23 protein-coding genes and 1 tRNA gene are annotated in these 23,715 nt (G+C 59.7%); 9 read left to right on the top strand and 15 right to left on the bottom strand.

The window, feature by feature from the left end; translation table 11 throughout:
* Positions 1-39 precede the first annotated feature (39 nt).
* Together NKI59_RS22415 and ubiM are read right to left on the bottom strand one after the other, a co-directional pair.
* Positions 40-1,947 carry a putative bifunctional diguanylate cyclase/phosphodiesterase gene (locus NKI59_RS22415; RefSeq protein ID WP_352706918.1) on the bottom strand — a complete coding sequence of 636 codons (1,908 nt, stop codon included), beginning with the start codon at positions 1,945-1,947 and terminating at the stop codon, positions 40-42.
* A gap of 302 nt (positions 1,948-2,249) precedes the next feature.
* Positions 2,250-3,431, bottom strand: coding sequence for a 5-demethoxyubiquinol-8 5-hydroxylase UbiM (ubiM, locus tag NKI59_RS22410; RefSeq protein WP_352707063.1), 1,182 nt, complete (start codon positions 3,429-3,431; stop codon positions 2,250-2,252).
* A 240-nt stretch (positions 3,432-3,671) separates the two neighbouring features.
* Here ubiM and NKI59_RS22405 point away from each other — a divergent pair.
* The 4 genes from NKI59_RS22405 (at position 3,672) to NKI59_RS22390 (ending at position 6,228) form a co-directional block, all read left to right on the top strand.
* Positions 3,672-3,771 (top strand) — tRNA-Glu (locus tag NKI59_RS22405).
* Between the two features lie 151 nt (positions 3,772-3,922).
* The gene (locus tag NKI59_RS22400) at positions 3,923-5,035 is read left to right on the top strand and encodes a ComEC/Rec2 family competence protein (RefSeq protein ID WP_352706916.1); all 1,113 of its coding nucleotides are present in this window, start codon (positions 3,923-3,925) and stop codon (positions 5,033-5,035) included.
* Entirely contained in the window at positions 5,032-5,682 is a 651-nt protein-coding gene (locus NKI59_RS22395; protein ID WP_352706913.1) for a hypothetical protein, read from the top strand. Before NKI59_RS22400 ends, NKI59_RS22395 begins: the two co-directional genes overlap by 4 nt.
* Before the next feature lie 414 nt (positions 5,683-6,096).
* Positions 6,097-6,228 (top strand): hypothetical protein, encoded by a 132-nt coding sequence (locus NKI59_RS22390; RefSeq protein WP_352706911.1) that lies wholly within the window; start codon positions 6,097-6,099, stop codon positions 6,226-6,228.
* A 909-nt stretch (positions 6,229-7,137) separates the two neighbouring features.
* Here NKI59_RS22390 and NKI59_RS22385 read toward each other — a convergent pair.
* The 10 genes from NKI59_RS22385 to NKI59_RS22340 all read right to left on the bottom strand — a co-directional run bounded on the left by NKI59_RS22385 (position 7,138) and on the right by NKI59_RS22340 (position 17,993).
* Complete coding sequence (locus NKI59_RS22385) at positions 7,138-7,509, bottom strand: hypothetical protein (RefSeq protein WP_352706909.1); 372 nt, start codon at positions 7,507-7,509, stop codon at positions 7,138-7,140.
* Positions 7,510-8,663: 1,154 nt separating this feature from the next.
* The gene (gene ccoS / locus NKI59_RS22380) at positions 8,664-8,816 is read right to left on the bottom strand and encodes a cbb3-type cytochrome oxidase assembly protein CcoS (protein WP_352595335.1); all 153 of its coding nucleotides are present in this window, start codon (positions 8,814-8,816) and stop codon (positions 8,664-8,666) included.
* Positions 8,816-11,101 carry a cation-translocating P-type ATPase gene (locus NKI59_RS22375; RefSeq protein ID WP_352706906.1) on the bottom strand — a complete coding sequence of 762 codons (2,286 nt, stop codon included), beginning with the start codon at positions 11,099-11,101 and terminating at the stop codon, positions 8,816-8,818. Before NKI59_RS22375 ends, ccoS begins: the two co-directional genes overlap by 1 nt.
* On the bottom strand, positions 11,098-11,595 hold the full coding sequence (locus tag NKI59_RS22370) for a FixH family protein (protein WP_352516165.1): 498 nt from the start codon (positions 11,593-11,595) through the stop codon (positions 11,098-11,100). Before NKI59_RS22370 ends, NKI59_RS22375 begins: the two co-directional genes overlap by 4 nt.
* A complete protein-coding gene (gene ccoG, locus NKI59_RS22365) occupies positions 11,592-13,151 on the bottom strand; it encodes a cytochrome c oxidase accessory protein CcoG (RefSeq protein ID WP_352706904.1) in 1,560 nt (519 codons plus the stop codon). Before ccoG ends, NKI59_RS22370 begins: the two co-directional genes overlap by 4 nt.
* A 111-nt stretch (positions 13,152-13,262) precedes the next feature.
* Positions 13,263-14,126, bottom strand: a complete 864-nt coding sequence (gene ccoP / locus NKI59_RS22360) for a cytochrome-c oxidase, cbb3-type subunit III (protein WP_352706901.1) — start codon at positions 14,124-14,126, stop codon at positions 13,263-13,265.
* Positions 14,127-14,128: 2 nt separating this feature from the next.
* Complete coding sequence (locus NKI59_RS22355; RefSeq protein WP_023679629.1) at positions 14,129-14,278, bottom strand: cbb3-type cytochrome c oxidase subunit 3; 150 nt, start codon at positions 14,276-14,278, stop codon at positions 14,129-14,131.
* An 11-nt stretch (positions 14,279-14,289) separates the two neighbouring features.
* A complete protein-coding gene (gene ccoO, locus NKI59_RS22350; protein ID WP_352516162.1) occupies positions 14,290-15,021 on the bottom strand; it encodes a cytochrome-c oxidase, cbb3-type subunit II in 732 nt (243 codons plus the stop codon).
* Positions 15,012-16,643 carry a cytochrome-c oxidase, cbb3-type subunit I gene (ccoN, locus tag NKI59_RS22345; protein ID WP_352706899.1) on the bottom strand — a complete coding sequence of 544 codons (1,632 nt, stop codon included), beginning with the start codon at positions 16,641-16,643 and terminating at the stop codon, positions 15,012-15,014. The genes ccoO and ccoN overlap by 10 nt, the downstream gene beginning before the upstream one ends.
* Before the next feature lie 603 nt (positions 16,644-17,246).
* Positions 17,247-17,993, bottom strand: a complete 747-nt coding sequence (locus NKI59_RS22340) for a Crp/Fnr family transcriptional regulator (RefSeq protein WP_352484157.1) — start codon at positions 17,991-17,993, stop codon at positions 17,247-17,249.
* Between the two features lie 154 nt (positions 17,994-18,147).
* On the opposite strand from NKI59_RS22340, the gene hemN reads away from it, so the two are divergent.
* Positions 18,148-19,497, top strand: a complete 1,350-nt coding sequence (hemN, locus tag NKI59_RS22335) for an oxygen-independent coproporphyrinogen III oxidase (protein WP_352706895.1) — start codon at positions 18,148-18,150, stop codon at positions 19,495-19,497.
* Positions 19,498-20,049: 552 nt separating this feature from the next.
* Here the strand turns inward: hemN and queE are convergent.
* Genes queE through queC form a run of 3 tightly spaced genes read right to left on the bottom strand, consistent with a single transcriptional unit; the run spans position 20,050 to position 21,835 of the window.
* Positions 20,050-20,784 carry a 7-carboxy-7-deazaguanine synthase QueE gene (gene queE / locus NKI59_RS22330; protein WP_352706893.1) on the bottom strand — a complete coding sequence of 245 codons (735 nt, stop codon included), beginning with the start codon at positions 20,782-20,784 and terminating at the stop codon, positions 20,050-20,052.
* Positions 20,781-21,137, bottom strand: a complete 357-nt coding sequence (gene queD, locus NKI59_RS22325) for a 6-carboxytetrahydropterin synthase QueD (protein ID WP_023679623.1) — start codon at positions 21,135-21,137, stop codon at positions 20,781-20,783. The genes queE and queD overlap by 4 nt, the downstream gene beginning before the upstream one ends.
* A complete protein-coding gene (gene queC / locus NKI59_RS22320; RefSeq protein ID WP_352578927.1) occupies positions 21,137-21,835 on the bottom strand; it encodes a 7-cyano-7-deazaguanine synthase QueC in 699 nt (232 codons plus the stop codon). The genes queD and queC overlap by 1 nt, the downstream gene beginning before the upstream one ends.
* A 611-nt stretch (positions 21,836-22,446) precedes the next feature.
* On the opposite strand from queC, the gene NKI59_RS22315 reads away from it, so the two are divergent.
* From NKI59_RS22315 to NKI59_RS22300, 4 genes are all read left to right on the top strand, one after another.
* Entirely contained in the window at positions 22,447-22,836 is a 390-nt protein-coding gene (locus NKI59_RS22315) for a hypothetical protein (protein WP_023722055.1), read from the top strand.
* Positions 22,837-22,868: 32 nt separating this feature from the next.
* Positions 22,869-22,997 (top strand): hypothetical protein, encoded by a 129-nt coding sequence (locus NKI59_RS22310; protein ID WP_023722056.1) that lies wholly within the window; start codon positions 22,869-22,871, stop codon positions 22,995-22,997.
* A gap of 92 nt (positions 22,998-23,089) precedes the next feature.
* Positions 23,090-23,233 (top strand): hypothetical protein, encoded by a 144-nt coding sequence (locus NKI59_RS22305; RefSeq protein ID WP_352541546.1) that lies wholly within the window; start codon positions 23,090-23,092, stop codon positions 23,231-23,233.
* A gap of 279 nt (positions 23,234-23,512) precedes the next feature.
* Positions 23,513-23,715: transposase (locus NKI59_RS22300; RefSeq protein WP_352706890.1), on the top strand; the 203-nt coding region annotated here is incomplete at its 3' end.

The following is a 23,715-nucleotide window of genomic DNA, read 5'->3' as shown; positions in this document are numbered from 1 at the left end:
ATGAGCGCACGGCCGCGAGAGACGGCGCGGCGGGAGCGGTCACAACTGGTTCGCGTGCTGTTTGACTGCCATTTCCAGTGCTTGGCTCAGAGGCACAGCCTTGGAGAACAGGAAGCCTTGAGCGGTTCGGCAGCCAAGCTTGTGCAGGGTTTGCCGATCCGCCTCTGTTTCGACGCCCTCGGCCATGACCTCGATCCCGAGCATGTTACCGAGATCGATGACCGATTTGACAAGCAGTCGGTCCTCTCGGGACTTGGCCAAGCCGCGAATGAAGCCCTGGTCTATTTTGACCTTGCGTATCCGACTGTCCTTGAGCGATGCCAACGTAGAAAAGCCGGTGCCGAAGTCATCGAGCGCGATGGAAATGCCGGCATGTGAAAGCCGTCCGAGCTTTTCATCCACTCTGTCCGGGTCAACCGGGGATTCTTCGGTAATCTCGATCTCGAACATCGTTGCAGGGAGACCTCTTGCCGCCAGACCATCCAGAACCATGTCGTCGATATCGCCGGCTTCCAGTTCGCGCGGTGAAACATTCATCGCCACACGGAGATCACGACAGTCAGCTTTCACCAAGCCGTCGATAAAAGCACAACAGTCGGCGAATACGGTTTGCGTTAGCAGCTGAAGCATTCCGGTTTCGCGTGCAGCTGTGATGATTTCGGGTGGAGAGATGGCACCATGAGTCGGATGGGACCACCTCAGCAAGGCTTCAAAGCCGACCACGGCCTCGGTGTCGAGTTTCACGATCGGCTGGAACCAAGGTTGCAAGCTTCTCGTCTTTATCGCCGAATGAAGGTCCCGTTCGACGGACTGGCGGCGTTGCAGTTCCCTGTCGAGTTCGGCATCGAACAGGCAAAATTCGTTCCTGCCACGACGCTTGGCCGTATAAAGGGCGATATCCGCCCGCAACAACATTTCGGTCAGGCCCGGGCTTTCCGCCAGATATATTCCTATTGATGCCCCGACCCGGACGGACGCGACCTCGATATAGGGGCGGGCAATTTTGGCTATGATATTGGAGGCGAGATCACTGGCAGAAAGCGAAACCCTCGTTGAGGGAAAAAACAGCACGAATTCATCGCCGCCGATACGAGCGAGCGTTGAGCCTTCCGGTGCTTCCTCCTCTATGCGGCGGGCGATCCTGACAAGCAGTTCATCACCGGTCCTGTGACCGTAGGTATCGTTGACGGATTTGAACCCGTCCAGATCAACCAGCATTGCCACGAAGGGGCCATCCGCGGTCTCGAAACGTCCTATTGCGTCTTCGAGGCCACGCCTGTTGAGAAGGGCCGTCAGGTGGTCCTGCCTGGAACTGGCCTTCATCTCCGCCGCAAGCCGCTCGGCCTCATGCCTCAGGCGGCTCGCTTCGCGGAACCGTGCTTGCCCAACAAACGAAGCTCGAACCAAGCCGCCCATGAAGAGCAGAACGGTAAAAGCCAGAATGTAGTCTTCAAAATTGCCTTTCGCCAAAAGGCAAGCCACCGTGATGAGGAGCGGAGGTGTGATGAAGTTGGTCGCCGCCGCGGCATACGAACTGCCGTATGTAACCGCACCAGCGGAAATGCCCGCCAGAATGACCAGATGCAGCGGTGCTTGAGGTGTCGTGTATCCAACAGTCAGGACGGCCAGGAAGGACCAGGCAAACCCTGCCAGAAGAGCAAGGATGCCAAACCAGCGAAGCCGCGGCAAAACCCCCACTAAACCGTCATGGCGCCCCGTTTCCTTTAGCTGATAACGCGCGAGTGCAAGGCGGGCGGCATTTATCGCATTGACGACCAGGAACCAGATTGCAGCGGCAAAGCCGCTGCCAGAAAGGGCGTGCACCGCCCAAATCAGGCCTGACAGGATACCGCTTATCGGCATCGACACGAAGAGGCCGGTCCTCAGGTCAGCAAGCTGATCCTGACGGATTTTGGCCTCCAGCGTGTCTTCATTTTTCGGGGCCATGGACGGACCGGCTTGCTCCCATCGTTGTTCGCGACGACAAGCTTACGCAAGCCCACTGAAGGACGGGTTAACTATCCAGCGGGGGTAACCAGTGCGCTCACCATGGCTCCGGGTCGCACGTCTGCTCTTGGCCTTGCCGTCTGACCATCGAGCTCTTGCCCGCACGCGTGCCTTGATCCGAATCATCCCAGGATCGGCAACGTCACCATGGAATCAGCCCTGCCAACGGCATCAACGCGCCCGGCGAGACAAAAGGAAGCCGGGCCGAGATAGCGTTCCAGAGCGGCAGCGCTGCCTGCGATTCACCGCCTGAGCATGGCCGAAATGCCATGGCGGATAAAGGGAAGATATTGGGCAAAGCGAAGCCCTGCATGTCTTGCAAGCCGTGCCGCCGGGTGCTCGCCTGAGTAGAGAGCGACAAGCGCATTCGTAGCATGATAGAGCGGTGCCGCCGACAGACGCAGCCGGCTTTCGTATCTGCCGAGTATGTCGGGATCAGCAATGTCGCGGCGCTCGCGACATGCCGCCAGCATTCTGTCGGCGAGTTGCTTCTGGCCACTGAGGCCGATGTTGAAGCCATGCGCGGTCACCGGGTGCATGCCGAGGGCAGCATCGCCGATCAGTGCCGCACTCGGAGCCCAGAACTTGTGCGCCAAGGTCGTGACCAGCGGATAGGCATGGCGGGTGCTTGCCAAGGTCATCTCTCCGAGGCGTCCTCGACACCGGCTCGTCGATTCCGTGAGGAACAAATCGTCGTCGAGAGCAAGCAGTCTGTCGGCCTCGCTTGAGCGCAAAGTGAGAAGCAGCGACGACACGCCTTCCATGAGCGGCAACATCGCTATCGTCTGATGGTGATCGAACCATTCGACCGCGATCTGGTGATGGGCGCGCTCGTGCCTCACCCGGCAAATCAGCATGGAGTTGCCAAGCCGATTGATGTCGGCGCCAATGCCGAGCAGGTCGCGCGTCGCGGACAAACGCGAATCCGCTGCAACGAGCAGCCGAGCGGCCAATTGCCTGCCATCAGAGAGCGTTATGACTGCTTCTTTGTGGCTGGTTGTTGCATTGACGACCGAGCGGCCGCACAGCAGCTGGGCATGATCCTGGAAGTGGACAAGCTTGAACAGGGCGTCGCGGATCCGACAATTTGGGACCAGAATTCCGAGTGGTTCCCCAGATCCGCTGGGAGAATCGAAGCTCAGGGCGAAAGGGCTCGATCCGTTGAGCACGCGCGCGCCTTGTAGCGGTGATTTGTCCGAAGCGGGGATGGCATCCCAGGCGCCGAGCTCGCGAAGGATTCCAACCGATGCGTGGGTCAGCGCGATCTCGCGACCGTCGAAAGCCGGATTCGCCAGGCTTTCGAGCGACTGCCGTTCAACCACTGCCACCTTGAGTCGGCTCTGGGCAAGCGACGCGGCGAAGGAAAGTCCGACCGGCCCGGCTCCGACCACAATAACGTCGAATCTATCGACAGAGCCGGCCATCAGCGTGCCGCCATTGCGTCGGCTATCTGCGACGAAGGGCACTGGAACGCATCGCAATCGATCCACGGTTTGCGGCTCATCTCCCCAAGCGTCTCCACGCGACCTAACCGTCCGTTAGACATCCGTTCTCCGTTCAAAAATGCTCAATAAACCATGCCTATGAAGAGATAACCCTGATGTGGATCAACCAGGCTCGATAAACGCGGCAACGGCGGGTTCACGGTCGACTGGTCGATCGCCACGCCATGGTCTGGTCAGGTCATCATGGAATGGCCGGCTTCCCGTTCGGTGCGGCCCTTTCAAGGCGGTAACAGGGGTTCGATTCCCCTTGGGCGTACCAGCAAAATCAAGCACTTAGCATATGTTTCCGCAAACTCGTCTAAGATTCATCTAATTTTGTCATGTGGAAAAAGGTGGATTTGGGTGGAGATTGATGGAATCAGATAGCCGAACGTTGAAATTGGCTCCTATATGAGTGCTTGGGGGGCCAGATGCATTGTGAGGTTGAGTTTCTGCCGGTTGGCTCCGGCTCCAAAGCCGGTGACGCCATTGTAGTGCGTTATGGCGACGCTGCCGCTTATCATCTGATGTTGGTCGACGGCGGACATGCAGAAACCGGAGACAACATCGTAGCGCATCTCAAGAAGCAGTTCGGGCCATTTCCTGTTCTGGAGCATGTGGTGTTGACGCATTCCGATGCGGACCATGCTTCGGGGCTGCGCACGGTTTTGAGCGAGATTCCTGTGCGAAATCTCTGGATGCATATCCCTTGGCTCCTCGCCGAGGAGTCCCGTCACCTTTTTTCGGATAAGCGATGGACTGCTGAGGGGCTGAAGTCCGCTGTAAAGGCCGAATACGGGACGATCAGCGAAATCTACGACTTAGCTTCGGAAGCTGGCACCAATATTTTCTTTCCATTCCAAGGCACGGACATCGGCCCTTTCCGCGTATGCTCGCCCAGCCGCGTTTCGTACAGTTATCTCTTGCCGCAATTCGAAAAGACTCCCGATCCGGACCAGGCCGCGATTGAGGCGGCACAGATGTGGTTAGGCAAGGAGTCGCTCGCGCGCAAGATCTTGGAAGCAGCGAAGGCCGCGCTGCATGGTTGGACGACGGAGAGTTGGGAAAACGAGCGTTTGCAAGACGGGGGAATCACCAGCGCCAGCAATGAAACGAGCGTCGTACTGTATGGCTCTTTTGAGAACGACGCCCGTGTGCTTCTCACGGGGGACACAGGGGTAAATGGATTGCGATGGGCGGCCATTTATGCGGAGAGCGTAGGCCTTCCACTTCAAAAGTTTAGCTTTGTGCAAATCCCCCATCACGGCAGTCGACGCAACGTCGGCCCCACGATTCTTACGCGTCTTTTAGGAGAAATTCAGGCGGAGGTTTCTGCATCACGTTTCAGTGCTTTTGTTTCTGCACCTAAGGACGACGAAAAACATCCCCGCCGGATCGTGTTAAACGCCTTTAAGCGCCGTGGCGGCCATATCATTGCAACTCAAGGCATCGGCAAGGTTCATTGGGGAGGTTTCCCGGCACGTGCTGGATATGACGTTGCGGAAAGTCTGCCATTCTACACACAGGTCGAGGAATATACGTGAGCACAGATGGACCGCCGCGCTCGTTGAAAGATCAGACCCGCTGGCAGCTTTGGCTTACGATTGCCGCGAATTTTGCTTTGTTTTATGGGGTGGCACAGTCTGACGCTCTTGCGGTTTCCGGCATCAAGGGCCTGCTGGTGGGGGCCGCAAACCTTCTTCCGGTCGGGCTAGCTCTCATTGTTACATCAGTCGCAAACGGCCTTCTGAACGCCGCTGCGAAAGCCCGCTTGGTGTTTCTTCGATGGCACTTTGCATTGCCTGGACATCGAGCCTTTAGCAGGCACGGGCCGACAGATCCTCGCATCGATATGTCTCGACTGAAAGACTCTTTGGGAGATACTTTTCCCCGAACACCGGGTGACGAAAATCGCCTGTGGTATCGGTTTTACAAAGACGTCGAGTCAGAGACCGCAATCCTCCATGCTCACAGGGAATTTCTGTTTACTCGCGACTACGCCGCTTTTTCGTTCCTGTTTCTTTTCGGCTTTGGGACCGCAGCGGTTTTCATGGTGCAGTCCCTGAGGGTGTCGTTTATCTATTGCGCCGTTCTGCTGCTACAGTTCTTGGTTGTTCGCCACTCGGCGGCAACCTATGGTGTCCGGTTGGTAACAACGGTGCTGGCGCGCCACGCAGCGAAGACGGTTTGAATTTCCGGGTAGTATAGGCTCCTCTTACCCTCACGCCGTCCTCCAAACCTCGACGCTGGTAAAGAGTTCGGACTCGCCCGAGGCGGCGGCTAGTCCAAACCCGGCCGTGTTGTTGGTTCCCGAACACCAATGCTCGACGCGGTGCGCCTTGCCGGCGAGAGCGGTTCCCCATCCGAACGAGTCGGTTTGTTGGTGAGGGCTGGTGTCAGCCACCGCGCTAGAGCCGGAGGCGACCACAACACCGTCAGTGACATTGAAGAGCCTGGCGATGTGTTGTGTGGCTCCCCATGCCGGCGCCCGCCACCGGACCCTGCAATTTACCGATGGCGTGAATTCGTCGCCGGCCAAGGTGATGACACCAGCGGGATCATATGACTTGGCGTTCAAGGTTCGTGGTCGAAATACACATTTCTTATGTCTGCACTTGCCGTCGTGGCGCTCGCCCTTTCGGCATGCTCGGCGGCGGCTTTCGAGTTCGAACGCGTCACCGTCACCAACGCCAGCTACGACAATCCGCCCGCCGAGCGCATAGAAGAAAGGGCCTGATGCCCGAGGCGATGCGTCAAGGTGCATTGCGGTCCCGACGATGGAACCGACAACGTCTTCGCCGACTTTTCCTACCGTGTCACGTTCCAGCCGGACGGCGGCATAGACGTCGCCGAGTGGTAAGTTGGCCTTGACCGATGTTCCTATTCCGTTCAAGTGTAGGAATAAATTCATACGGTGAAGAATGCCGAGGCGATGGGCTGATGAGGCCGAACTATCCCGCGCTTATCATGGTGTGCGCCAACGCGGGGAAGCGGGTCACGCTCTCCCCGGATACCGCACTATTCGTCGGATTGAAGCTGTTGACTGCCTCGGCGAAACCAACGGCCGCCGAGTCGCACTTATGATCTGCGATAGCAAGTGTGAGCGCCCGTGTTACCCCTGCCAAGGCAAGGCCAACGGGATAGTCCGCGCCTACGGCACTGCGCCGGCTAGCGCCGGTCTACACAGACAAGCATATGTTTACACTACTGAAAAGTCGGCGAGACGCCCGGAATTGCGTGACCTGTTACTTTGGCAGTACTTTTCTATTTACTAATTTAGTAGCGGCTTGTATTATGGCTTGTTTCCGAGATGAAAAGGGGTCTGCAATGAAAGCTTACGGCAAGATCCTACTTGTCGCCGCAACGGGTTTGTTACCTACGGCGGCGTATTCTGATACGTGCGATACGGGGAAAGACTCTTGCAGCATAACATGCCCCAAGCGCTGCTATGCGTCTTGGGATGCCACCGCAAAAACCTGCAGCAAGGGCTGTAGGGACACGCTGGTTGAGAAGAAGAGTCACTCTCTTTATATGTCAATCAACGGATTGACGAAGCAAGAGCTAATGTCGCTCTTGAAAGGAAAAAAGCTCGCAGATTGAGATTGTTACGTTCCGGCGGTCAAGGTCTTGCCGGTTTCGAAAGCGATCATGTCTGCATTTCCTTGTTTGAGAACTCTAGATCTATATCAAGAGGATGGCGAGGCCACGGGGCGACGCAGTCCAACTGGCTTTCCGGGATCTCGCCGGACAGGATGCAGCCGTATCGGTCATAGGCGCCGATACCTGGGGCGAAGAACCATGCGGAACGCCCGGCGGCATCGGTGTGGGCGCCGTCCTCCTCGTCTCGAAAAGGGCGGAGCGGCCCGACACAGAGGCCGCCTCGGGTGCGATAGGTTCCGCCGGTCCTGACGTCGATTGGTTCGCCAAGATCTTGGTCTTGACCGGCTTTAGCGAGCCTGGCTGCGGCCAAGATCAACTTGCTGAATTCGGGCAATTCTATATTTTGGGTGACGGCCATATCGAAGCGTCCTCTTTGGTTGTGGTTAGAGCCGGCGAGTGTTTCTATCACTCGCCGGTTCACTCACACTTCGACAAATCCATTCGCAAATCAAGTACAAAACGTGCTTGCCACGTTTTATCAGGTGATGGCGGAAGATATCTTCCAATGTTGTTTGCGATATGCAAACGATACTGATTTTTAGTTTGCGATATACAAACGGAGGTCTAGAATCCCCGAATGCTAAGGAGTCAGTGCAGGCGCGTGCTCGCGACACTCTCTATGCGGCTCGTCGCCCGATAGATGAATTGTGCCGGACAGCCAGAGCCTGCCGGAGGCGTGCGGGTCCGCCGTGCGTATGATCTTATCTCGGGCAACGGGGGGAAACCGCATCCGTCGCAGCCAAGCCGTTCTTGACGACGACGCCGACGTGAGAGGCATTCAAGGATTGAAGCCGCCGTGCGTGCTTGCTGACGCCCGCATTCAGGGCAGCTTTGAAGTCGTTGTTAACGCGGAGCACGGTTGCTCGGGCGAATTGGCAGGCAAACGGCCGCGCCAATCCTGCAGGTCGGCTTCCGTCAAGCAATGCAATTCTTTGTGAGCAATAGCGGCGTCGGACAGAATGTGCTTTCGCATACGATTGCCGGCATCAAGGCGAGCGCCGCGAGCGCGCTCAACCTTCTCGCGTTCTAGTATGTAAGCCTCGGTGACACTGCGGACAGTTACAGGGTCGCCAGCGGCCTTTGAGACGGCCTCGATACGTTTTGCCTCGACCAGTCTTCTGCGGCGCGACGCGGTAGCCCAGGTGCACGGTCGGGTCGATTGATCGCCAATGAGTTCCGGGCGCCAATTTCGCACCCGCGGCCTTAGTCGTGACCGCCGACTCTTCAAGCGTTCTTAGCATCACTTCCCCCGCGACTCGTCTAATATTCGCCTAATATCGCCCCGCGTAGACCTGTGGAGGCCAATGGAGAGATGCCCGCTAACTTATTGGATTATATGGAAACGTATGGAAAAATAGCAATGCGCGGAGCGGCACAAACGCAGCACTTTCCTGGCCGAAAGTTCGGCAACGTATTCTGGCTGATCCGTTCGCACCCGTCGCGCGCCGAAATCGGCATGAGGCGAAGCAACCGGGGAAAATATTCGAGCGAGTCCTCGCAGGGCAGGCTGGGTCAAGTGCGTGGCTCGTCGCGGTCGATCAGGATCCGCTCGGCGGCGCCATCGAGATCTTCATATTGGCCGCTCCTCAAGGCCCACAGGAACCCGGCCAGCCCAAGCGCCCCGAGGAACAGGGCCACAGGTACGAGGTAGGCGAGCGTCGTCATCAGGATTGTGCCAGTGCGCCAATGTCGGAGCGCCTGTCATGTCGGGCATCTTGCACCGATGCATTTGACACGAAACCTTGCAGGCGTAGCGCATTGCCGATGACCAGGAGGGACGAGGCGGACATCGCGACCGCCGCGATCAGTGGCGTAACGTGCCCCAGAATGGCGACCGGCACGGCGATGCCATTGTAAACGATCGCGATGGCGATGTTCTGCCGGATCAGCCGTCCGGCCTTCCGCGAAATGTCTAAAGCAAGTGGGACCGCCAGAAGACTTTTACGCAGGAACACGAAATCCGCGGCGTTGCGCCCGATATCCGCCGCCGTGGCCGGAGCGATCGAAACGTGTGCGGCGCCCAATGCAGGCGTGTCGTTGAGCCCATCGCCGACCATCAGAACCTTGTGGGCAGTTCGGGTCAATGCTTCGATCTGTTCGACCTTTCCGGAGGGAAGCAACGCGGGAACGAAGCGCTCGACGCCCAGTGCTTCCGCGACCTCGCCGCAGGCAGCTTCTGTGTCGCCCGACAGCATCTCCACCGACACGCCGGCGCCGTTCAGTTGCTCGATGGCCGCCTTGGCATCGGCACGCAGCTCATCCTCGAAATCGAAAGTCGCGACAATGACCCCGTCCTTCGTCAGAACGGTTCCGCCATAGCCTTGTTTGCCTTCGCCGCCGGTGCGGGCTTTCAACTCACCCCATCCGCGGCGACCCAGCCGCCAGGTACTGCCCTCGGCGATGGCTTCGATGCCGAAGCCCGGATGCTCGCTGACGGACACGAGTTTCGCCTGGCCGGCAAAGGCTGCGTTGCCAGCGATTGCCTTCGAAAAGGGATGGCGGGAATGCGCTGCCATCTCGGCCGCCATGGCGAGCATCGTCGGATCGATGGACGGCGCATTGATCAGCCTGGGCAGTCCGAGCGTAAGCGTGCCGGTTTTGTCGAACAATGCCGTGTCGATCCCGGCCAGGCGCTCCATGGCGGAGCCGTCCCTGACCATGACGCCGCTTTCAAACAGCCGCCGCGCAGCGACCACCTGCACGATCGGCACGGCGAGACCGAGCGCACACGGGCATGTAATGATCAAAACGGCGATCGCGATTGTTATTGCCCGGTGCCAGTCGCCGGTCGCCGCCATCCAGCCGAGGAACGTCACAAAGGCGGTGAGGTGGACCACGGGGGCGTAGAGCGCGGAGACGCGATCGGCGATCCTGCGATGGCGGGCGCGGCCGCCCTCTGCCGCTTCCATCAGCCGAACCATTTCGGCCAGGAAGGAATCCTTCGCGGCGGCCGTCGCCTCGATGGTCAGTGGACCGGTGAGATTGAGTGTACCGGCCTGGACCTGCGCCCCCGGGCCCACCGTTCTGGGCGTGCTTTCCCCGGAAACCAGGGAACAGTCGAGATCCGATGCCCCGCCAATGATCCTGCCGTCGATGGGCACCCTCTCGCCAGCCGCAATCAAGAGCGCCATTCCTGGTTCGATCTCGCCAACCGGCAAGTAGTCGCGCGAACCATCCTCGCGCAGCACCATGGCGCCGCGCGCCGCCAGCCGAGCCAGTCCGTTCACGGCCGTCCGCGCCCGTTCCCGCATCACGTGATCCAGCGTGCGGCCGATCAGCAGAAAGAACAGCAGCGACACCGACGCGTCGAAATAAGCATGGTCGCCATGGTTGATCGTCTCGTAGAGGCTCATGGCGTAAGCGAGCGATACCCCGACCGCGATCGGCACGTCCATGTTCATGCGGCTGTGGCGCAGCGCATTCCAGGCCGACTTGAAGAAGATGCCGCCGGCGAAAGCGAGCGCAGGAATGGCAATCAAGGCCGAGACCCAATGGAACAGGTCGCGGGTCGCGCCTTGCGCGCCGGACCAGACGGAGACTGATAGCAGCATGATGTTGCCCGCCGCAAAGCCGGCGACCGCGACGGCGCGGATCAGTTCCGAGAGCGTCCTGTCCTTCCCGTCAGCCTCGGGATCGAACAGGTGCGCGCCATAGCCCAGCCGTCCAAGTGTGGCGACGAATGGCGGAACCTCGTCGCCGCGCCACCGGACCGAAACACGTTTCGTTGAAAGATTGACACGAGCGCCTTCGACGCGATCCAGCTTGCCGATCGCCGTCTCGATCGTCTGGATGCAGGCGGCACAATGCACAGCCGGCACCGAAAGGTCGGTCTGGCGAAGATTTTCGCCAATCGAGCGGCTCGCCAGTCTGATTTCCTGGCCAGAAGGCAGGACCAGTGTGACCTTTTCCAGGTCCAATGCCATTTCGGCGCCTGGCGCGCAGCAGCTCATTGCAGCGCCCCGCGGGAAATCATGATCCGGCGAACGTCGCGATAGGGTTCCGCAAGGCTCGCATCGGCGTCGATTTCGACGATCCAGACGCCATCCGTGGGCATGTGGTGCGCGGCGAATATCTGACCGGAGGCAGCGGCAAGAGTGACGGATTTGTCCTCGGCCTCGTAGGCGGGATGACGAAACAGCACCTTGACGCCATGCAAGGCAACCGGCTTGCCGACAGCATCGGTGAGGCTGTAGCGGACCTCACCGCCTGCGATGGTCAGTTTGCCAGTCCAGCCGAGGGCTGCCTGAGCTCGCCCCTCCTCGGCCTTCTTGTTGAACTGCTGGCTCGCCACATAGGTGTTTTCGACGACAAGGCCGGTCCAGCTCGTGTTGGCGAGCGTCGCCATTGTCAGATTGACCGCTATGACCACGCCGAAGAAGCCAAGGATGGTGAACAGCATATGCCTGCCGGTGAATTCGCGGGATTGTCGCGAGGTGTCGCTCATCTGGCGCTCTCCGGTGCGTTGAAAGTGGCCGTGTATTCGTCCGACTCGAACGTTGCCTTGTTTTCGACCCGGAACTTGAAGCTTTGCGCTGCACCCCGAACCTGATCTGCCGGCTGACGCACGAAAACCTTGAGCATCTTCAGCCGGTCGGGTTCGACCGGGATGGCGAAGGAACGATCCGCCGGCAGGTCGATGCCGACAACGCTCATTTCGGCTCCATGCAGGCCCTGCATCGTGACAATGATCGTTCTTGGTTCGGGGATCATGTTGAGCAGCTTGACGGTGTAGCCGTTGCGGATCGAACCGTCGGACAGCGTCACGAACTGCGGGTTGCGATCGTGCAGGACATTCAATTCGAGCCGTTCGCGGGTCAGCAGCGAATAGAGCAGCGCGAGACCGGCCGCCGACCAGGCGACCATGTAGATCAAGGTGCGCGGGCGAAAGATCTTGCGGATATGGAAACGGGCCACGTTGTCGGAGAACAGGCCGTCAGCGCTCCTGACCAGTGACGGGTTGACTGAACCGGAGCCGCCCGGGGTCGCCAGCATCATGTTGGCGTTGTAGTCGGCCAGCGTCGCATAGGAGATCAACCCGCGCTCCCTGCCGAGCTTGTCCATGATACCGTCACAGGTATCAATGCAGAGCGCGCAGGTGATGCATTCAAGCTGCTGGCCATCACGAATGTCGATCCCCATCGGGCACACCGCGACACAGGCATTGCAGTCGACGCAGTCGCCGACTGGCTGCCCGGCGGCCTGGACCTTCTTGGCGTGACGTGAGCGCGGTTCGCCGCGCCAGTCATTGTAGGTGACAGTGAGCGAATTCTCGTCGAGCATGGCCGCCTGGATGCGCGGCCATGGGCACATGTAGGTGCAGACCTGCTCGCGCATCAGCCCGCCGAACGTATAGGTCGTCGCCGTCAGCACGGGCACGGTGATGTAGGCAACGGGGGCGGCGGTGCCGGTGAAGAGTTCCCCAAGCAGCGTCGGCGCATCGGCGAAATAGAAGATCCAGGCGCCGCCGGTCAGCACCCCTATGACCAGCCAAATGGCGTGTTTCCATGTTCGCAGCACGAGTTTGCGCGCAGTCCAGGGCCCGGCATCGAGCTTCATGCGCGCGTTGCGGTCGCCCTCGATGGCTCGCTCGACGACCAGAAACAGATCGACCCACACGGTCTGCGGGCACGTATAGCCGCACCAGGCCCGGCCGACGGTGGATGTGATCAGGAAAAGGCCGATACCGGCCATGACCAGCAGGCCAGCCACATAATAGAATTCCTGCGGCCAGATCTCGATGAAGAAGAAGTAGAAGCGGCGGTTGGCAAGATCGACCAGCACGGCCTGGTCCGGGGCAAATGGCCCGCGATCCCACCGCAGCCAGGGCGTCAGGTAGTAGATCCCCAGCGTGATTGCCATCACCGACCACTTGAAGCGGCGGAAACTGCCAGAGGCCCGGGCCGGGAAGATCTTCTTGCGTGCGGCATAGAGCGGCTGACGGGTCTTGGCGGAGTTGACCGCATCGGCTTCGAGCCGTTCTATTTGCGTGTTATCGAGCACGAGAAGCTCCAGTCACCAGCGACCCATCGGTTTCTGGATGATGCCGAGGCCCGGCTCGCGCCGGGCCTCGTCGCTTGGCGGTGGGGGGGAGGACGAGAATAGGCTGCGTACCTATTCTCCGCCACCAAGCGAATGGACATAGACCGCGAGTTCCTTGGCCTTGATCTCGCCGAGACGCCCGATCCAGGCCGGCATGACGCCGTGCTTCGGCGCGCGGACCTGCGCGGCGATGGCTGTTTCGCCAGACCCGTATAGCCAGATCGCGTCGGTCAGGTCGGGTGCGCCGAGCTCCCTGTTGCCCTTTGCATTCTCACCATGACAGGCCGCACAATTCTCGGCGAAAACATTGGCGCCGAGTTCGATCAGGCTTGTGTCCTGAACAGGATCGGAGAGGCTTGCGACATAGGCGCCGACCTGCTTGATCTGATCCGTCGTGATGATGTCGCCAAAAGCAGGCATTTCCGACAGGCGCGTATCCGGGTCTGATGCGAAGCGGATGCCGTGCGCAATCGTCTGCTGGATCTGTTCGGCGTTGCCACCCCACAGCCAATCGTCGTCGTTTAGGTTGGGAAAACCCTTGGACCCTTGAGCGCCCGAGCCATGGCACTGCACGCAATTGACCTTGAACGCGGCGCCACCTGCGGCGACGGCGAATTCGCGTAGCGTATCGTCGGCAGTAATCTCGGAGACGGTCTTCGTCTGAATGGCAGCGACAAATTTACCCTTGGCCACTTCGGCCGCGGCCAGTTCATTCTTGACGTCTCTGCGGCTCGAATACCCCAGCACACCCCTGGTCGCGGAAGTCAGCATCGGCCATGCCGGATAGACGACGGTGTAGCCGATCGCCCAGGCAATGGTGATGTAGAAGGTGATGACCCACCAGCGGGGAAGCGGGTTGTTGAGTTCCTTGATGCCGTCCCACTCATGGCCGGTCGTCGAGATACCCGAAACCTCGTCGATATGCTCGCTGCCCATGATCAGTCGTCCTTGAGAGGAATGTGAGCGGCTCTCTCGGCTTGCCTGCGGCTGCCGGGACGAAGTGCAAAGGCAACGCATCCGAGGAAGAAAAGCGCCATGGCAAGCAGGCCCCAGCTGTCGGCAAACTCCCGCATGAAATTGTAGGTCATCGCCATTCTCCTCAGCGGTAACCGGCGGCTTCGTCATAGGTCCTGAAATCGACCAGCGTGCCGAGCATCTGCAAATAGGCGACCAGCGCATCCATTTCGGTGACCTGCTGCGGATCGCCGTCGAAGTCCCCAACCTTGGCTTTCGGATAGCGTCTCTCCAGGCCCGATGTGTCGGCATTCGCATCGGCCTGCGCCATGAGATCGGCATTGGCATGAGCGATCATGTCGTCTGAATAGGGCACACCGACACGGCTGTTGGCGATCAGATGCGTCGAGAAATCCTTCACCTCGATCGGCATGTCCTTCAGGAACGCGTAGCTCGGCATGATCGATTCCGGCACCACCGAACGCGGCTCGGTGAGATGCTGGACGTGCCATCCGTTCGAGTAGCGGTCGCCGACCCGGGCGAGATCCGGCCCGGTGCGCTTCGAGCCCCACTGGAACGGGTGGTCGTACATCGACTCGGCCGCCAGGCTATAGTGGCCGTAGCGCTCGACCTCGTCGCGGAACGGCCTTATCATCTGGCTGTGGCAGAGGTAACAGCCCTCACGCACATAGATGTTGCGCCCGGCGAGCTCGAGCGGCGAATAGGGCCGCATGCCTTCCACCTTCTCGATGGTGTTGTCGAGATAAAAGAGCGGTGCGATCTCGACGATGCCGCCGATTGTCACGACCAGCAGGGACCCGAGGAGAAGAAGTGTGGCGTTCTTCTCGATGACCGCGTGTCTGTCCATCAGGACCATTTTCTGGCTCCTGATCGCACAGGATGGAGGGCGGGGATGGAGCGCGGCATCGGATCCTCCTCGCGCTGGTAGTCGAGGATGGTCATGGCGATGTTCCAGGCCATGATGAGGGCGCCCGACAGATACATCGCGCCGCCGATGGCACGCATGATGTAGTAGGGATGCATGGCGGCGACGGTTTCGGCAAAGGAGTAGACCAGGAAGCCCTGCTCGTTGTATTCGCGCCACATCAGGCCCTGCATGACGCCGGAGACCCACATCACCGCGGCGTAAACGACGATCCCAAGCGTCGCCAGCCAGAAGTGCCAGTTGACGAGCCGCAGCGAATAAAGTCGGTCGCGGTTCCATAACTTCGGGACCATGAAATAAATCGCGCCGAACGAGATCATGCCAACCCATCCGAGCGCGCCCGAATGGACGTGACCGATGGTCCAGTCGGTGTAGTGCGAGAGCGAGTTGACGGCCTTGATTGACATCATCGGGCCTTCGAAAGTCGACATTCCGTAGAAGGCGATGGCCATGACCATCATACGGATGATCGGGTCGGTGCGCAGCTTGTCCCAGGCGCCCGAGAGCGTCATCAGGCCGTTTATCATGCCGCCCCATGACGGCATCCACAGCATGATCGAGAACACCATGCCGAGCGTCTGGGCCCAGTCCGGCAGGGCGGTGTAGTGGAGGTGGTGCGGACCGGCCCAGATGTAGAGAAAGATCAAAGCCCAGAAGTGGATGATCGACAGCCGGTAGGAATAGACCGGTCGGTTGGCCTGCTTGGGCACGAAATAATACATCATCCCGAGGAAGCCGGCGGTGAGGAAGAAGCCGACGGCATTGTGGCCGTACCACCATTGCGTCAGGGCGTCCTGTACGCCGGAGAAGGCTGAATAGCTCTTGGAGCCCAGGAAGGAGACCGGCATCGACAGGTTGTTGATCACATGTAGCATTGCGATGGTCACGATGAAGGCAAGGTAGAACCAGTTGGCGACATAGATGTGCGGTTCCTTGCGCTTTAGGATCGTGCCGAGGAACAGGATGAGATAGGCGACCCAGACAATGGTCAGCCACAGGTCCACATACCATTCGGGCTCGGCGTATTCGCGGCTCTCGGTGATACCGAGCAGGTAGCCGGTTGCCGCCATGACGATGAACAGCTGATAGCCCCAGAACACGAACCAGGCGAGATCGCCGCCGAACAGCCTGGCACGACAGGTCCGCTGCACGACATAAAGTGACGTGCAGATGAGTGCATTGCCGCCGAAGGCAAAAACCACGCCGGAAGTATGCAAAGGCCGCAGTCGGCCGAAATTGAACCAGGGCTGGATGTTGAGATCGGGGTAGGCGAGCTGCAGGGCGATAACCACGCCGACCAGCATGCCGACGACGCCCCAGAATACGGTGGCGATGGCGCCGTAGCGGATCGGCCCATCCATGTAAGCGGCGGGGTCGATCGGAACTGCCCGCTTGAATTCCGTGTTGCGCAACAGAATTGCAGTGAAGCCAGCCACGGCGAAGAGCAAAACCCACATATGCCGGCGAAAAGGTTCATCTACGCCGAAGCCGGCAGCCACCAGGGCCGCAAACGCAAACAGGCTTAGAAGGACGATCTCTGTGCCGAATTTCATCGCAAGCCCCGATTTCCAATTCCGGCGGGCGCCAACCGCAGTGCCTTATTGCGCAGCCGTGGCCTGCTCGCCCTGATCCATGTCAGAGCCGCACGATTTTGCTTCGAGCAGCATCGAGCTCGGTGCGATCAGACTGTGGCGATCGAATGTGGAAGCGCAGCACCGGCCGCCACGCTTATGGACAGGCCCCGCGTCCCCGGTCGGGCCGGGTATGGAGGCGATCGCGGGCGTGTGGGGAAGCGCGCCTTCTGTGACGCTGGAAAGTAGGCCGATGCCTTGCCGAACGTCGATGTTTCAATGCCTTGGGACAGCCAGCGCCAGCGTTGCGCTGCCTTCGTGACATTCATGGTTCGGGGAGACGGCGATTTTCCCCTGCGTATGAGGCGTATTGACTTCGGCCGAGTGCGATCCTGCCTGGAACAGCCGGTTGCACGTCGAGCACCTCGAGGATGGATGCTTCGCCGACGAGTTGGCCGAAACGCACCTGGCTCATGCGATCGGATGGAGAGCGGGCTGTCGCTATGCGACTTCTTCTAAGCCCAACGCGAGCATGCCCTGCCCCGAACGAAGTAAGTGACGTAGGCCATGCAGCTTCGGTGTCATTCAAACGGCGGTTGCGCCTCGGCCGCCGCAGCGCCGTTCCAGCCGGCTCATGCTGTCCACGGTGACACGGCGGTTGTTCTCGATCCGAATCACGCCGTCCATTCTCAGGCTGGTCAGCTGACGGCTCACGGTCTCGTTTGTAATTCCAAGGAAATCAGAGATGTCGGCACGCGTCATCGGCAGCTCGAAGCACGCCGACCTAGCCGCCGGGTCAACACTGGAACCGATATTCCGGGCGATCATGAGGAGAAAGCTCGCCACCTTCTCCGGTGCGGTCTTGCGCCCCAGAGTCACCATCCATTCGCGTGCCTCGTCGAGTTCGTTCAGCGCCTGCTTGAGCAGGCGATGCACAAATTCCGGTGATTCCTTCATCATCCGTTCGATGGCCGCTCTCGGAAACGAGCATAGCGAGACAGCTGTTGCCGCTTCCGCATTGATCGCGCTTTTCATCTTGAAGGGCCGTCCCAGAAAATCCGGCGCGAACTGAAGGCCGACGATCTGCTGGCGGCCGTCCGAAAGGCTCTTCGTCAGCTTCACCACGCCTGAAAGCACGTTTGAATAACAGTCGACCGTCTCGGCGTCGCCGATCAGTTCGACCCCCGGCTCGATATTGTGCCGCGACGACGTCTTGGCGAGCTGAGCCAAATGGTCTGGTTCGAGCGCGCCACAGACACCGCGGTGCCGTGCCTCGCAAGACAGGCAAAGAACGGGAATGCCGGAACTGTGAATGTCCTGCCGTAATGTCATTCGATCGCTCTACCGGTCCAGTGCGGGCAGGATAGCAATCGACGGTAGAAAAATCCTTGCGGCAGTTTGTCCGTGCTGAAGGTTGATCGAAATCAGGGCTTAGGCTCATCCAAGCATCCACAGTTCCGGCGACGCAAACACGGTGGACCACGACATGCGACTGGAGCTAGCTGCCAGACTTGGCGAGAACGTCCCGCGCTATACCAGCTATCCGACCGCGCCGCATTTCCATGCGGGGGTCGATGCCGTCGTTTACCGAGGCTGGTTGGAGGCGCTCCAAGGTGGTGACGAGATATCGCTTTACCTCCATATTCCCTATTGCGACAAGCTTTGCTGGTTCTGCGCTTGCCACACCAAGCAGACACGCCACTACGAACCAGTGACCACATATCTGCGTTCACTGGATGCCGAGATCGCTACCGTCTCCAGTCTTGTCGCAGGCAAGGGCCGCGTGCGTGCCGTCCATTTCGGCGGCGGTTCGCCGACGATGCTCAAACCGGAAGATATCGTGGCGCTGGGAACCGTCCTGCGCAACAGCTTCACGTTTCTCCCCGGTGCAAAGATCAGCGTTGAGATCGAACCCAACGATATGGACGATGCCCGCCTCGATGCACTTGCCGAAATCGGCATGACAAGGGCGAGCCTCGGCGTCCAGGATTTCGACCCTAAGGTGCAGAAAGCGATCAACCGCGAGCAGAGCTTTCTGCAGACAAAGACGGTTGTTGATGGGGTTCGTTCGCGCGGTGTCGAATCCGTCAATCTCGATCTGCTCTACGGCCTGCCGCATCAGACCAGGGAGAGCGTCGCCTCCACGGTTGCACAGGCACTGACCCTGGAATCGGATCGGATCGCGCTTTTTGGCTACGCCCATGTGCCGTGGTTCAAAAAACATCAGACGATGATCGACGAGGCCTGGTTGCCGGGTCCGGCGGAGCGGTTTGCCCAATCGCAATTGGCAGCGCGGGCGATCATGGACCAGGGATACGAAGCAATCGGGCTCGATCATTTCGCCAAGCCGGGCGATGCGCTGGCGCTTGCCGCCCGCGCCGGGACTTTGCACCGGAACTTCCAAGGCTATACCGAGGATCGCTGCGAGACCTTGATCGGCCTTGGCCCGTCATCCATCAGCCAGTTTCGGCAGGGCTATACACAGAACATGCCTTCGACCGCCGAGTATGGGCGCATGGTCGAGAACGGCGGGCTGGCTGCGGTCCGTGGCATTGCGCTTTCCGAAGACGACCGTGTTCGCGGCTGGATCATCGAGCGGCTGATGTGTGACTTCGGCTTCTCGGCGATCGTACTGGTGGAGCGCTTTGGCAAAGCCGGCCAAAGACTTCTCGTCCGAGCGAGTTCCACGGCCCTCCAAGATCCTGCGCGGTTGCTTGAACTTGATGGTGACCGCTTCGTCGTGCCTGCGGAAAGCCGGCCCTTTGTCCGGAGCATCGCGGCAAAGTTCGACAAATATTTCGAAAGTGGAACGGCCAGGCACTCAGCGGCAGTCTGAGCACCGCAGAGGAACGGTCATGGTTCTCAGTCGATCGTGAACCGATTGCGCTATGTTTTTCACTGTTGATCGGCGACCGTCGTGTCGAAACAGGATTCGAAGCGGACCAGACGCGTCTTGGCATAGTGACGATATCGTCCGGTCGTGCCTTCCGGCGCCGTATTCCATTTCGCAGTCCCTAAAGCGCCACGTCCGGCCTCTTTTCTGTATCGGAAGCAGTCGACAATCGTCCTGGCCAGATCATGGTTGTCGGCCGACAGCTCCCTTCGGCCTTGCAACAAGAATCCGCAAGGACCGTGCCAGCTGCAGCAGGCGCCGCCGCATCGCACCACCATACTATCCACCCGTGGCTCGCGCTAACCCTTTGATTGGTTCGCGCCAGGGACGCCCGTCGAAACCGAGCCTCGGCAACAATCCGAGTCGTAAGCGGCTGGCCACGCTCTTGGTGCCGGTGGCAGAAGTCCGCAAGCACCCCGGCAGCGCCGTCAAGCGTGGGACAACCCGTCCACCCGAATATCCGCCGGCGCAGTTTCAGTGAAAAGCGCGCCTAGGCTACACGGCTCTCTTGTTACCCCAGAGCATAACGTGCAGCTGCGGCAGCACACGGGCTTCGAACCACCTGTCGCGGGTCGCGCTATCAACCAGCCACTCCATCCGCTTCAATATTCCGTCAAGGTCGACAGGCGCGTCTTCATTTGCGAGGCGTGGCGGCGTGTGATTGCCGGGTTGCAGATAGATCGGAAGTCGCGGAAATCTCGCAGCGGCGTCTTTCGCGTAGGCGTAGTCCCTTTCGTCGAAAACAATGAGCTTGAGCACGACTTGCGGCCTGCCTTGTGCCGCCTGGAGGCAGGCCTCGAAAGCGGCCCAATCGGTCGTCATTTGGCTTGACGGCGGCTTTGGGCTGAGGACTAGCACGTCAAGGTCGGCAAACCAGTCTCTGGCCACCGAACCTTGGGTTTCCAGCGCAAAACGGTAACCTTCACCATGGCCTCGCTCGATGAGCGCGCCGAGCGGCTGGATGGCCGGATTGCCGCCTGACAGCGATACCATCAGCGGGCGGCCACCGGAAAGCGCAAGCACGTTTTGCCACACCGCGGCAATGGACATCATCTCCCATTCATGGCGGAATTGATTGTCCACCGCATGCAGGCTGTCGCACCAGGAACAGCGATAGTCACACCCGCCGGTTCTGACGAAGACCGTCGGCAAACCGATGAGCACGCCCTCGCCCTGGATCGTCGGCCCGAAAATCTCACTCACGCGGATTGCGGGATGCGTATCGGTCATGGCCGGTATTCCGCCCAGGTTTTCGGCGTTTCGCTCACCCGCACGGCCGAGGTTTCGGGCAGGCGTGCCTTGCACCATTCATAAAAATGTCTGGCCAGATATTCCGCCGTGACTTGCTCATGTCCCAGCACGTCGTTGAGATGTCGGTGGTCGAAGCTCTCGTCGATGTAGCGTTTGAATGGCGCCAAATCGTGATAGTCGCGCACAAAGCCGTTCTCGTTCAGTCCATTCGCTGAAAGCTCCACTTCAACGATGTAGTTATGCCCGTGCAGGCGCGCGCATTGGTGATCGGGTGGCAACGAGGTGAGCTGATGCGAGGCTGAGAAGTGGAATTCCTTGGTGATGCGGAACATTACGCGGTCCTCCTTCGCAGCGCATCGAGCCAGAAGTCGGAGTCCTCGTAGTCGGTGGGGTCCGGCTGCCCAGAGAGATGAAACGCCTCGCGCCGCTCGACACAGGTCCCGCACCTCCCGCAGTGACGCTCGGCGCCCTTGTAGCAGGACCAGGTCTGCGCAAATGGCGTGCCGTATGCTGCTCCATTCCTAACAATGTCCGCCTTCGTGAGATTCACATAGGGTGCATAAATGCGAATCTTCGCGTAGCCGTCGAGCGCGTGGTCCTGCATCATCTGGAAAGCGTCGATGAAGGCCGGACGGCAGTCGGGATAAATGAAATGATCCCCACCATGCACGGCCGTCGCCACCGCCTCAGCGCCGTGCGCTGCGGCGAAGCCGAAGGCAATGGCCAACATGATGGCGTTCCGGTTCGGCACCACCGTGACCTTCATCGTGTCTTCGGCGTAGTGCCCGTCGGGCACGTCCACATTATCGGTCAGCGCGGAGCCGGAAAGGCCGCCGCCGATCTCGTGGATGTCGATGATGCGGTGCGGGACGCTCAGTCGCTCCGCGCAAAGGGCGGCGAAGCCCAATTCCTTCCTATGCCGTTGGCCGTAATCGAAAGATAGGAGGCCGGCGAGTTCGTGCTCCGCTGCCACCTTGTGAGCAAGGGTAACGGAGTCCAATCCGCCGGAGCAGACGACGAGAGTCTTCATTTTTGGGTCCTTGTTTTAACCGGGTAGGCTGCGACCGGAGATTTCTCTGCGCTCCCAGTACTTCAGGAAATCCATTTTGTGAAGTGAACGGGGGACGAGTTTCATGCGCTGACGTGCAGCTGTGTGCAAGGCGCCCTCGCGGTGAGCCTGCAAGGAACACTGACTAGCGAAACGTCACGCTTCAGCGGAATGCTCAAAGGCGAGCGCACCAGAATAAGCTCTGCAGGAGGTCCGGACCTTCGTAAACAAAGTTCTCGACGATCAAGCGCCAGGCGGTCCCGAGCTTCGAGGGACGCCACCGCGAGGGTTTCAGGTACTAGACGGCCCAAGGATGGGCTTGCCGCAAACAACGGACTTACCAGTGGGATGTTCAGCGACGCCGATGCAGATGTCTGGAATGATCACGACATCAATTGTCGCGGCAACTTTGGCTGGCCTGCTCCTCGGGTTCCGTAGATCCAGCGCATTCCGCTTCAGGATCGGTTCGAACCGGAGCACTCCCTCGGTCAATGGACGTCCGGCAACAACCTGAATGATCGGTCGTGAGCCGACATCTGTGAACAAGCGGTGTGGTCGATTGCTATCACCCATGTGTTGCGCGCAGGTACCTTATGGCAGTGGATGAACTGGATTTGATGGTTTTACAGCTGGCGGTCGAAAGCGTCCGCTCGCTCTCCTTAAGCTTCGCTGAAAAGGCCGCCGAGGTAGCCACCAGGAGCCGCGGCATCCTGCTTTTCGACGTGCGGGTCGACGGTGATGCGGGGGTCCAGCGGGTCGCAGCCATCCGATATCAGGGCGACCAGATCGGCGTGCTGGCGTTGGACAGACAGGGCCTTGTTACCCACCATTGCATCGTCAACGGTACGTTCTCACATTTCATTGCTCCCTTGGAGAACTGGCACAGCATGCCCCTGTCGATGCAGGCCAAGATCGATGCCAACGGCCATGCCAGTCTCTTCCTAGGGGCCTTGCGAAATGCCGGACATTTGCTGGGCAGCTAGCATTTGGCCAGAATGCATCTGTGAATTTTTGCATGCGCATCGCTGCCGACAGCGCCGGCATGATTGTCGTGCTCGAAAACGGCTGCGGCGATCGCGGCAAAGCGATCGCCGCGATGATGGCGATCTACGCGTGGGCGTTGCATCGATGCGCCATCGTTTAGACAGAGGTCTCCGCCTGGCATCGAGCAACATGCACGGAGGTACGCAAAGCGCAAATGCATCAAGTATTTGAAGGGACGAGCCCCTCGCGCAAATGGAGCTTGCGCTGCCGTTGTCGTCCCATCGTGCCGCCGAACTCGGGGGCGTGACGATCGACCACGATGGCCTATTTTTTTGCAAAGCCGAATGTCCCGATTCCGAAGCCAAGGAAAAAAACTCCGACCACAGCGAAGAATAGTAACAACACGGGCGACGCAAGCCGCCTTGCCCTCTAGCAGGGGAGGTGCTTGCGGTGCTCTCACCGACACAAGATCGCAAATGGCACGTGGGTGAGCACCAGAACTGGCGACACGCATGGTGATCGGCTTGACTCGCTGGAGGAAGCACAAGGCCTCAGTGGGCGGAGGCGCCAGCGACGGTCGAATACTGGCTGGCTGCTCGGGATCTGATCGTTGAAATGACGTAGGATTTGGTTGCTTAAGCCGATCCGAACCATTTCCCGGAGACCACACCCACCATGAACGATCTTGCGCTGCCGCTGAGCGGTTTGTCATCAGGCGGCGGCAAGTCCGTCGTCGCCCGTTTCGACGGCGGCATGCTGTCGTCCAACAGCGGCGTTCTGGCCTTGGCCGAGGTGGAAAAGCGGTTGCGGGTGGCCGAGCGTCTGGCGCGTTGCATCGACGATCCGCGCTGCCCGGACCAGGTCGTCCACAGCCTGGC

It is taken from the genome of Mesorhizobium sp. M0598 (assembly GCF_040320865.1).
Taxonomy (GTDB): Bacteria; Pseudomonadota; Alphaproteobacteria; order Rhizobiales; family Rhizobiaceae; genus Mesorhizobium.
Note: the sequence above shows the minus strand (reverse complement) of the source record. Positions and strands in the feature narration are given on the sequence as shown.

What these genes read in the sequence shown, in the direction of transcription:
- NKI59_RS22370 (WP_352516165.1), bottom strand. Translation starts at nt 11,595, where the DNA reads ATGAGCGACACCTCGCGACAATCCCGCGAATTCACCGGCAGGCATATG.
- queC (WP_352578927.1), bottom strand. Translation starts at nt 21,835, where the DNA reads ATGAAGACTCTCGTCGTCTGCTCCGGCGGATTGGACTCCGTTACCCTT.
- queE (WP_352706893.1), bottom strand. Translation starts at nt 20,784, where the DNA reads ATGACCGATACGCATCCCGCAATCCGCGTGAGTGAGATTTTCGGGCCG.
- hemN (WP_352706895.1), top strand. Translation starts at nt 18,148, where the DNA reads ATGCGACTGGAGCTAGCTGCCAGACTTGGCGAGAACGTCCCGCGCTAT.
- NKI59_RS22340 (WP_352484157.1), bottom strand. Translation starts at nt 17,993, where the DNA reads ATGACATTACGGCAGGACATTCACAGTTCCGGCATTCCCGTTCTTTGC.
- ccoP (WP_352706901.1), bottom strand. Translation starts at nt 14,126, where the DNA reads ATGGGCAGCGAGCATATCGACGAGGTTTCGGGTATCTCGACGACCGGC.
- ccoS (WP_352595335.1), bottom strand. Translation starts at nt 8,816, where the DNA reads ATGACGACGCTCGCCTACCTCGTACCTGTGGCCCTGTTCCTCGGGGCG.
- NKI59_RS22305 (WP_352541546.1), top strand. Translation starts at nt 23,090, where the DNA reads ATGGAGCTTGCGCTGCCGTTGTCGTCCCATCGTGCCGCCGAACTCGGG.
- NKI59_RS22310 (WP_023722056.1), top strand. Translation starts at nt 22,869, where the DNA reads ATGCGCATCGCTGCCGACAGCGCCGGCATGATTGTCGTGCTCGAAAAC.
- NKI59_RS22355 (WP_023679629.1), bottom strand. Translation starts at nt 14,278, where the DNA reads ATGACCTACAATTTCATGCGGGAGTTTGCCGACAGCTGGGGCCTGCTT.
- ccoO (WP_352516162.1), bottom strand. Translation starts at nt 15,021, where the DNA reads ATGGTCCTGATGGACAGACACGCGGTCATCGAGAAGAACGCCACACTT.
- NKI59_RS22385 (WP_352706909.1), bottom strand. Translation starts at nt 7,509, where the DNA reads ATGGCCGTCACCCAAAATATAGAATTGCCCGAATTCAGCAAGTTGATC.
- queD (WP_023679623.1), bottom strand. Translation starts at nt 21,137, where the DNA reads ATGTTCCGCATCACCAAGGAATTCCACTTCTCAGCCTCGCATCAGCTC.
- NKI59_RS22415 (WP_352706918.1), bottom strand. Translation starts at nt 1,947, where the DNA reads ATGGCCCCGAAAAATGAAGACACGCTGGAGGCCAAAATCCGTCAGGAT.
- ubiM (WP_352707063.1), bottom strand. Translation starts at nt 3,431, where the DNA reads ATGGCCGGCTCTGTCGATAGATTCGACGTTATTGTGGTCGGAGCCGGG.
- NKI59_RS22375 (WP_352706906.1), bottom strand. Translation starts at nt 11,101, where the DNA reads ATGAGCTGCTGCGCGCCAGGCGCCGAAATGGCATTGGACCTGGAAAAG.
- ccoN (WP_352706899.1), bottom strand. Translation starts at nt 16,643, where the DNA reads ATGAAATTCGGCACAGAGATCGTCCTTCTAAGCCTGTTTGCGTTTGCG.
- NKI59_RS22315 (WP_023722055.1), top strand. Translation starts at nt 22,447, where the DNA reads ATGGCAGTGGATGAACTGGATTTGATGGTTTTACAGCTGGCGGTCGAA.
- NKI59_RS22390 (WP_352706911.1), top strand. Translation starts at nt 6,097, where the DNA reads ATGTCTGCACTTGCCGTCGTGGCGCTCGCCCTTTCGGCATGCTCGGCG.
- NKI59_RS22400 (WP_352706916.1), top strand. Translation starts at nt 3,923, where the DNA reads ATGCATTGTGAGGTTGAGTTTCTGCCGGTTGGCTCCGGCTCCAAAGCC.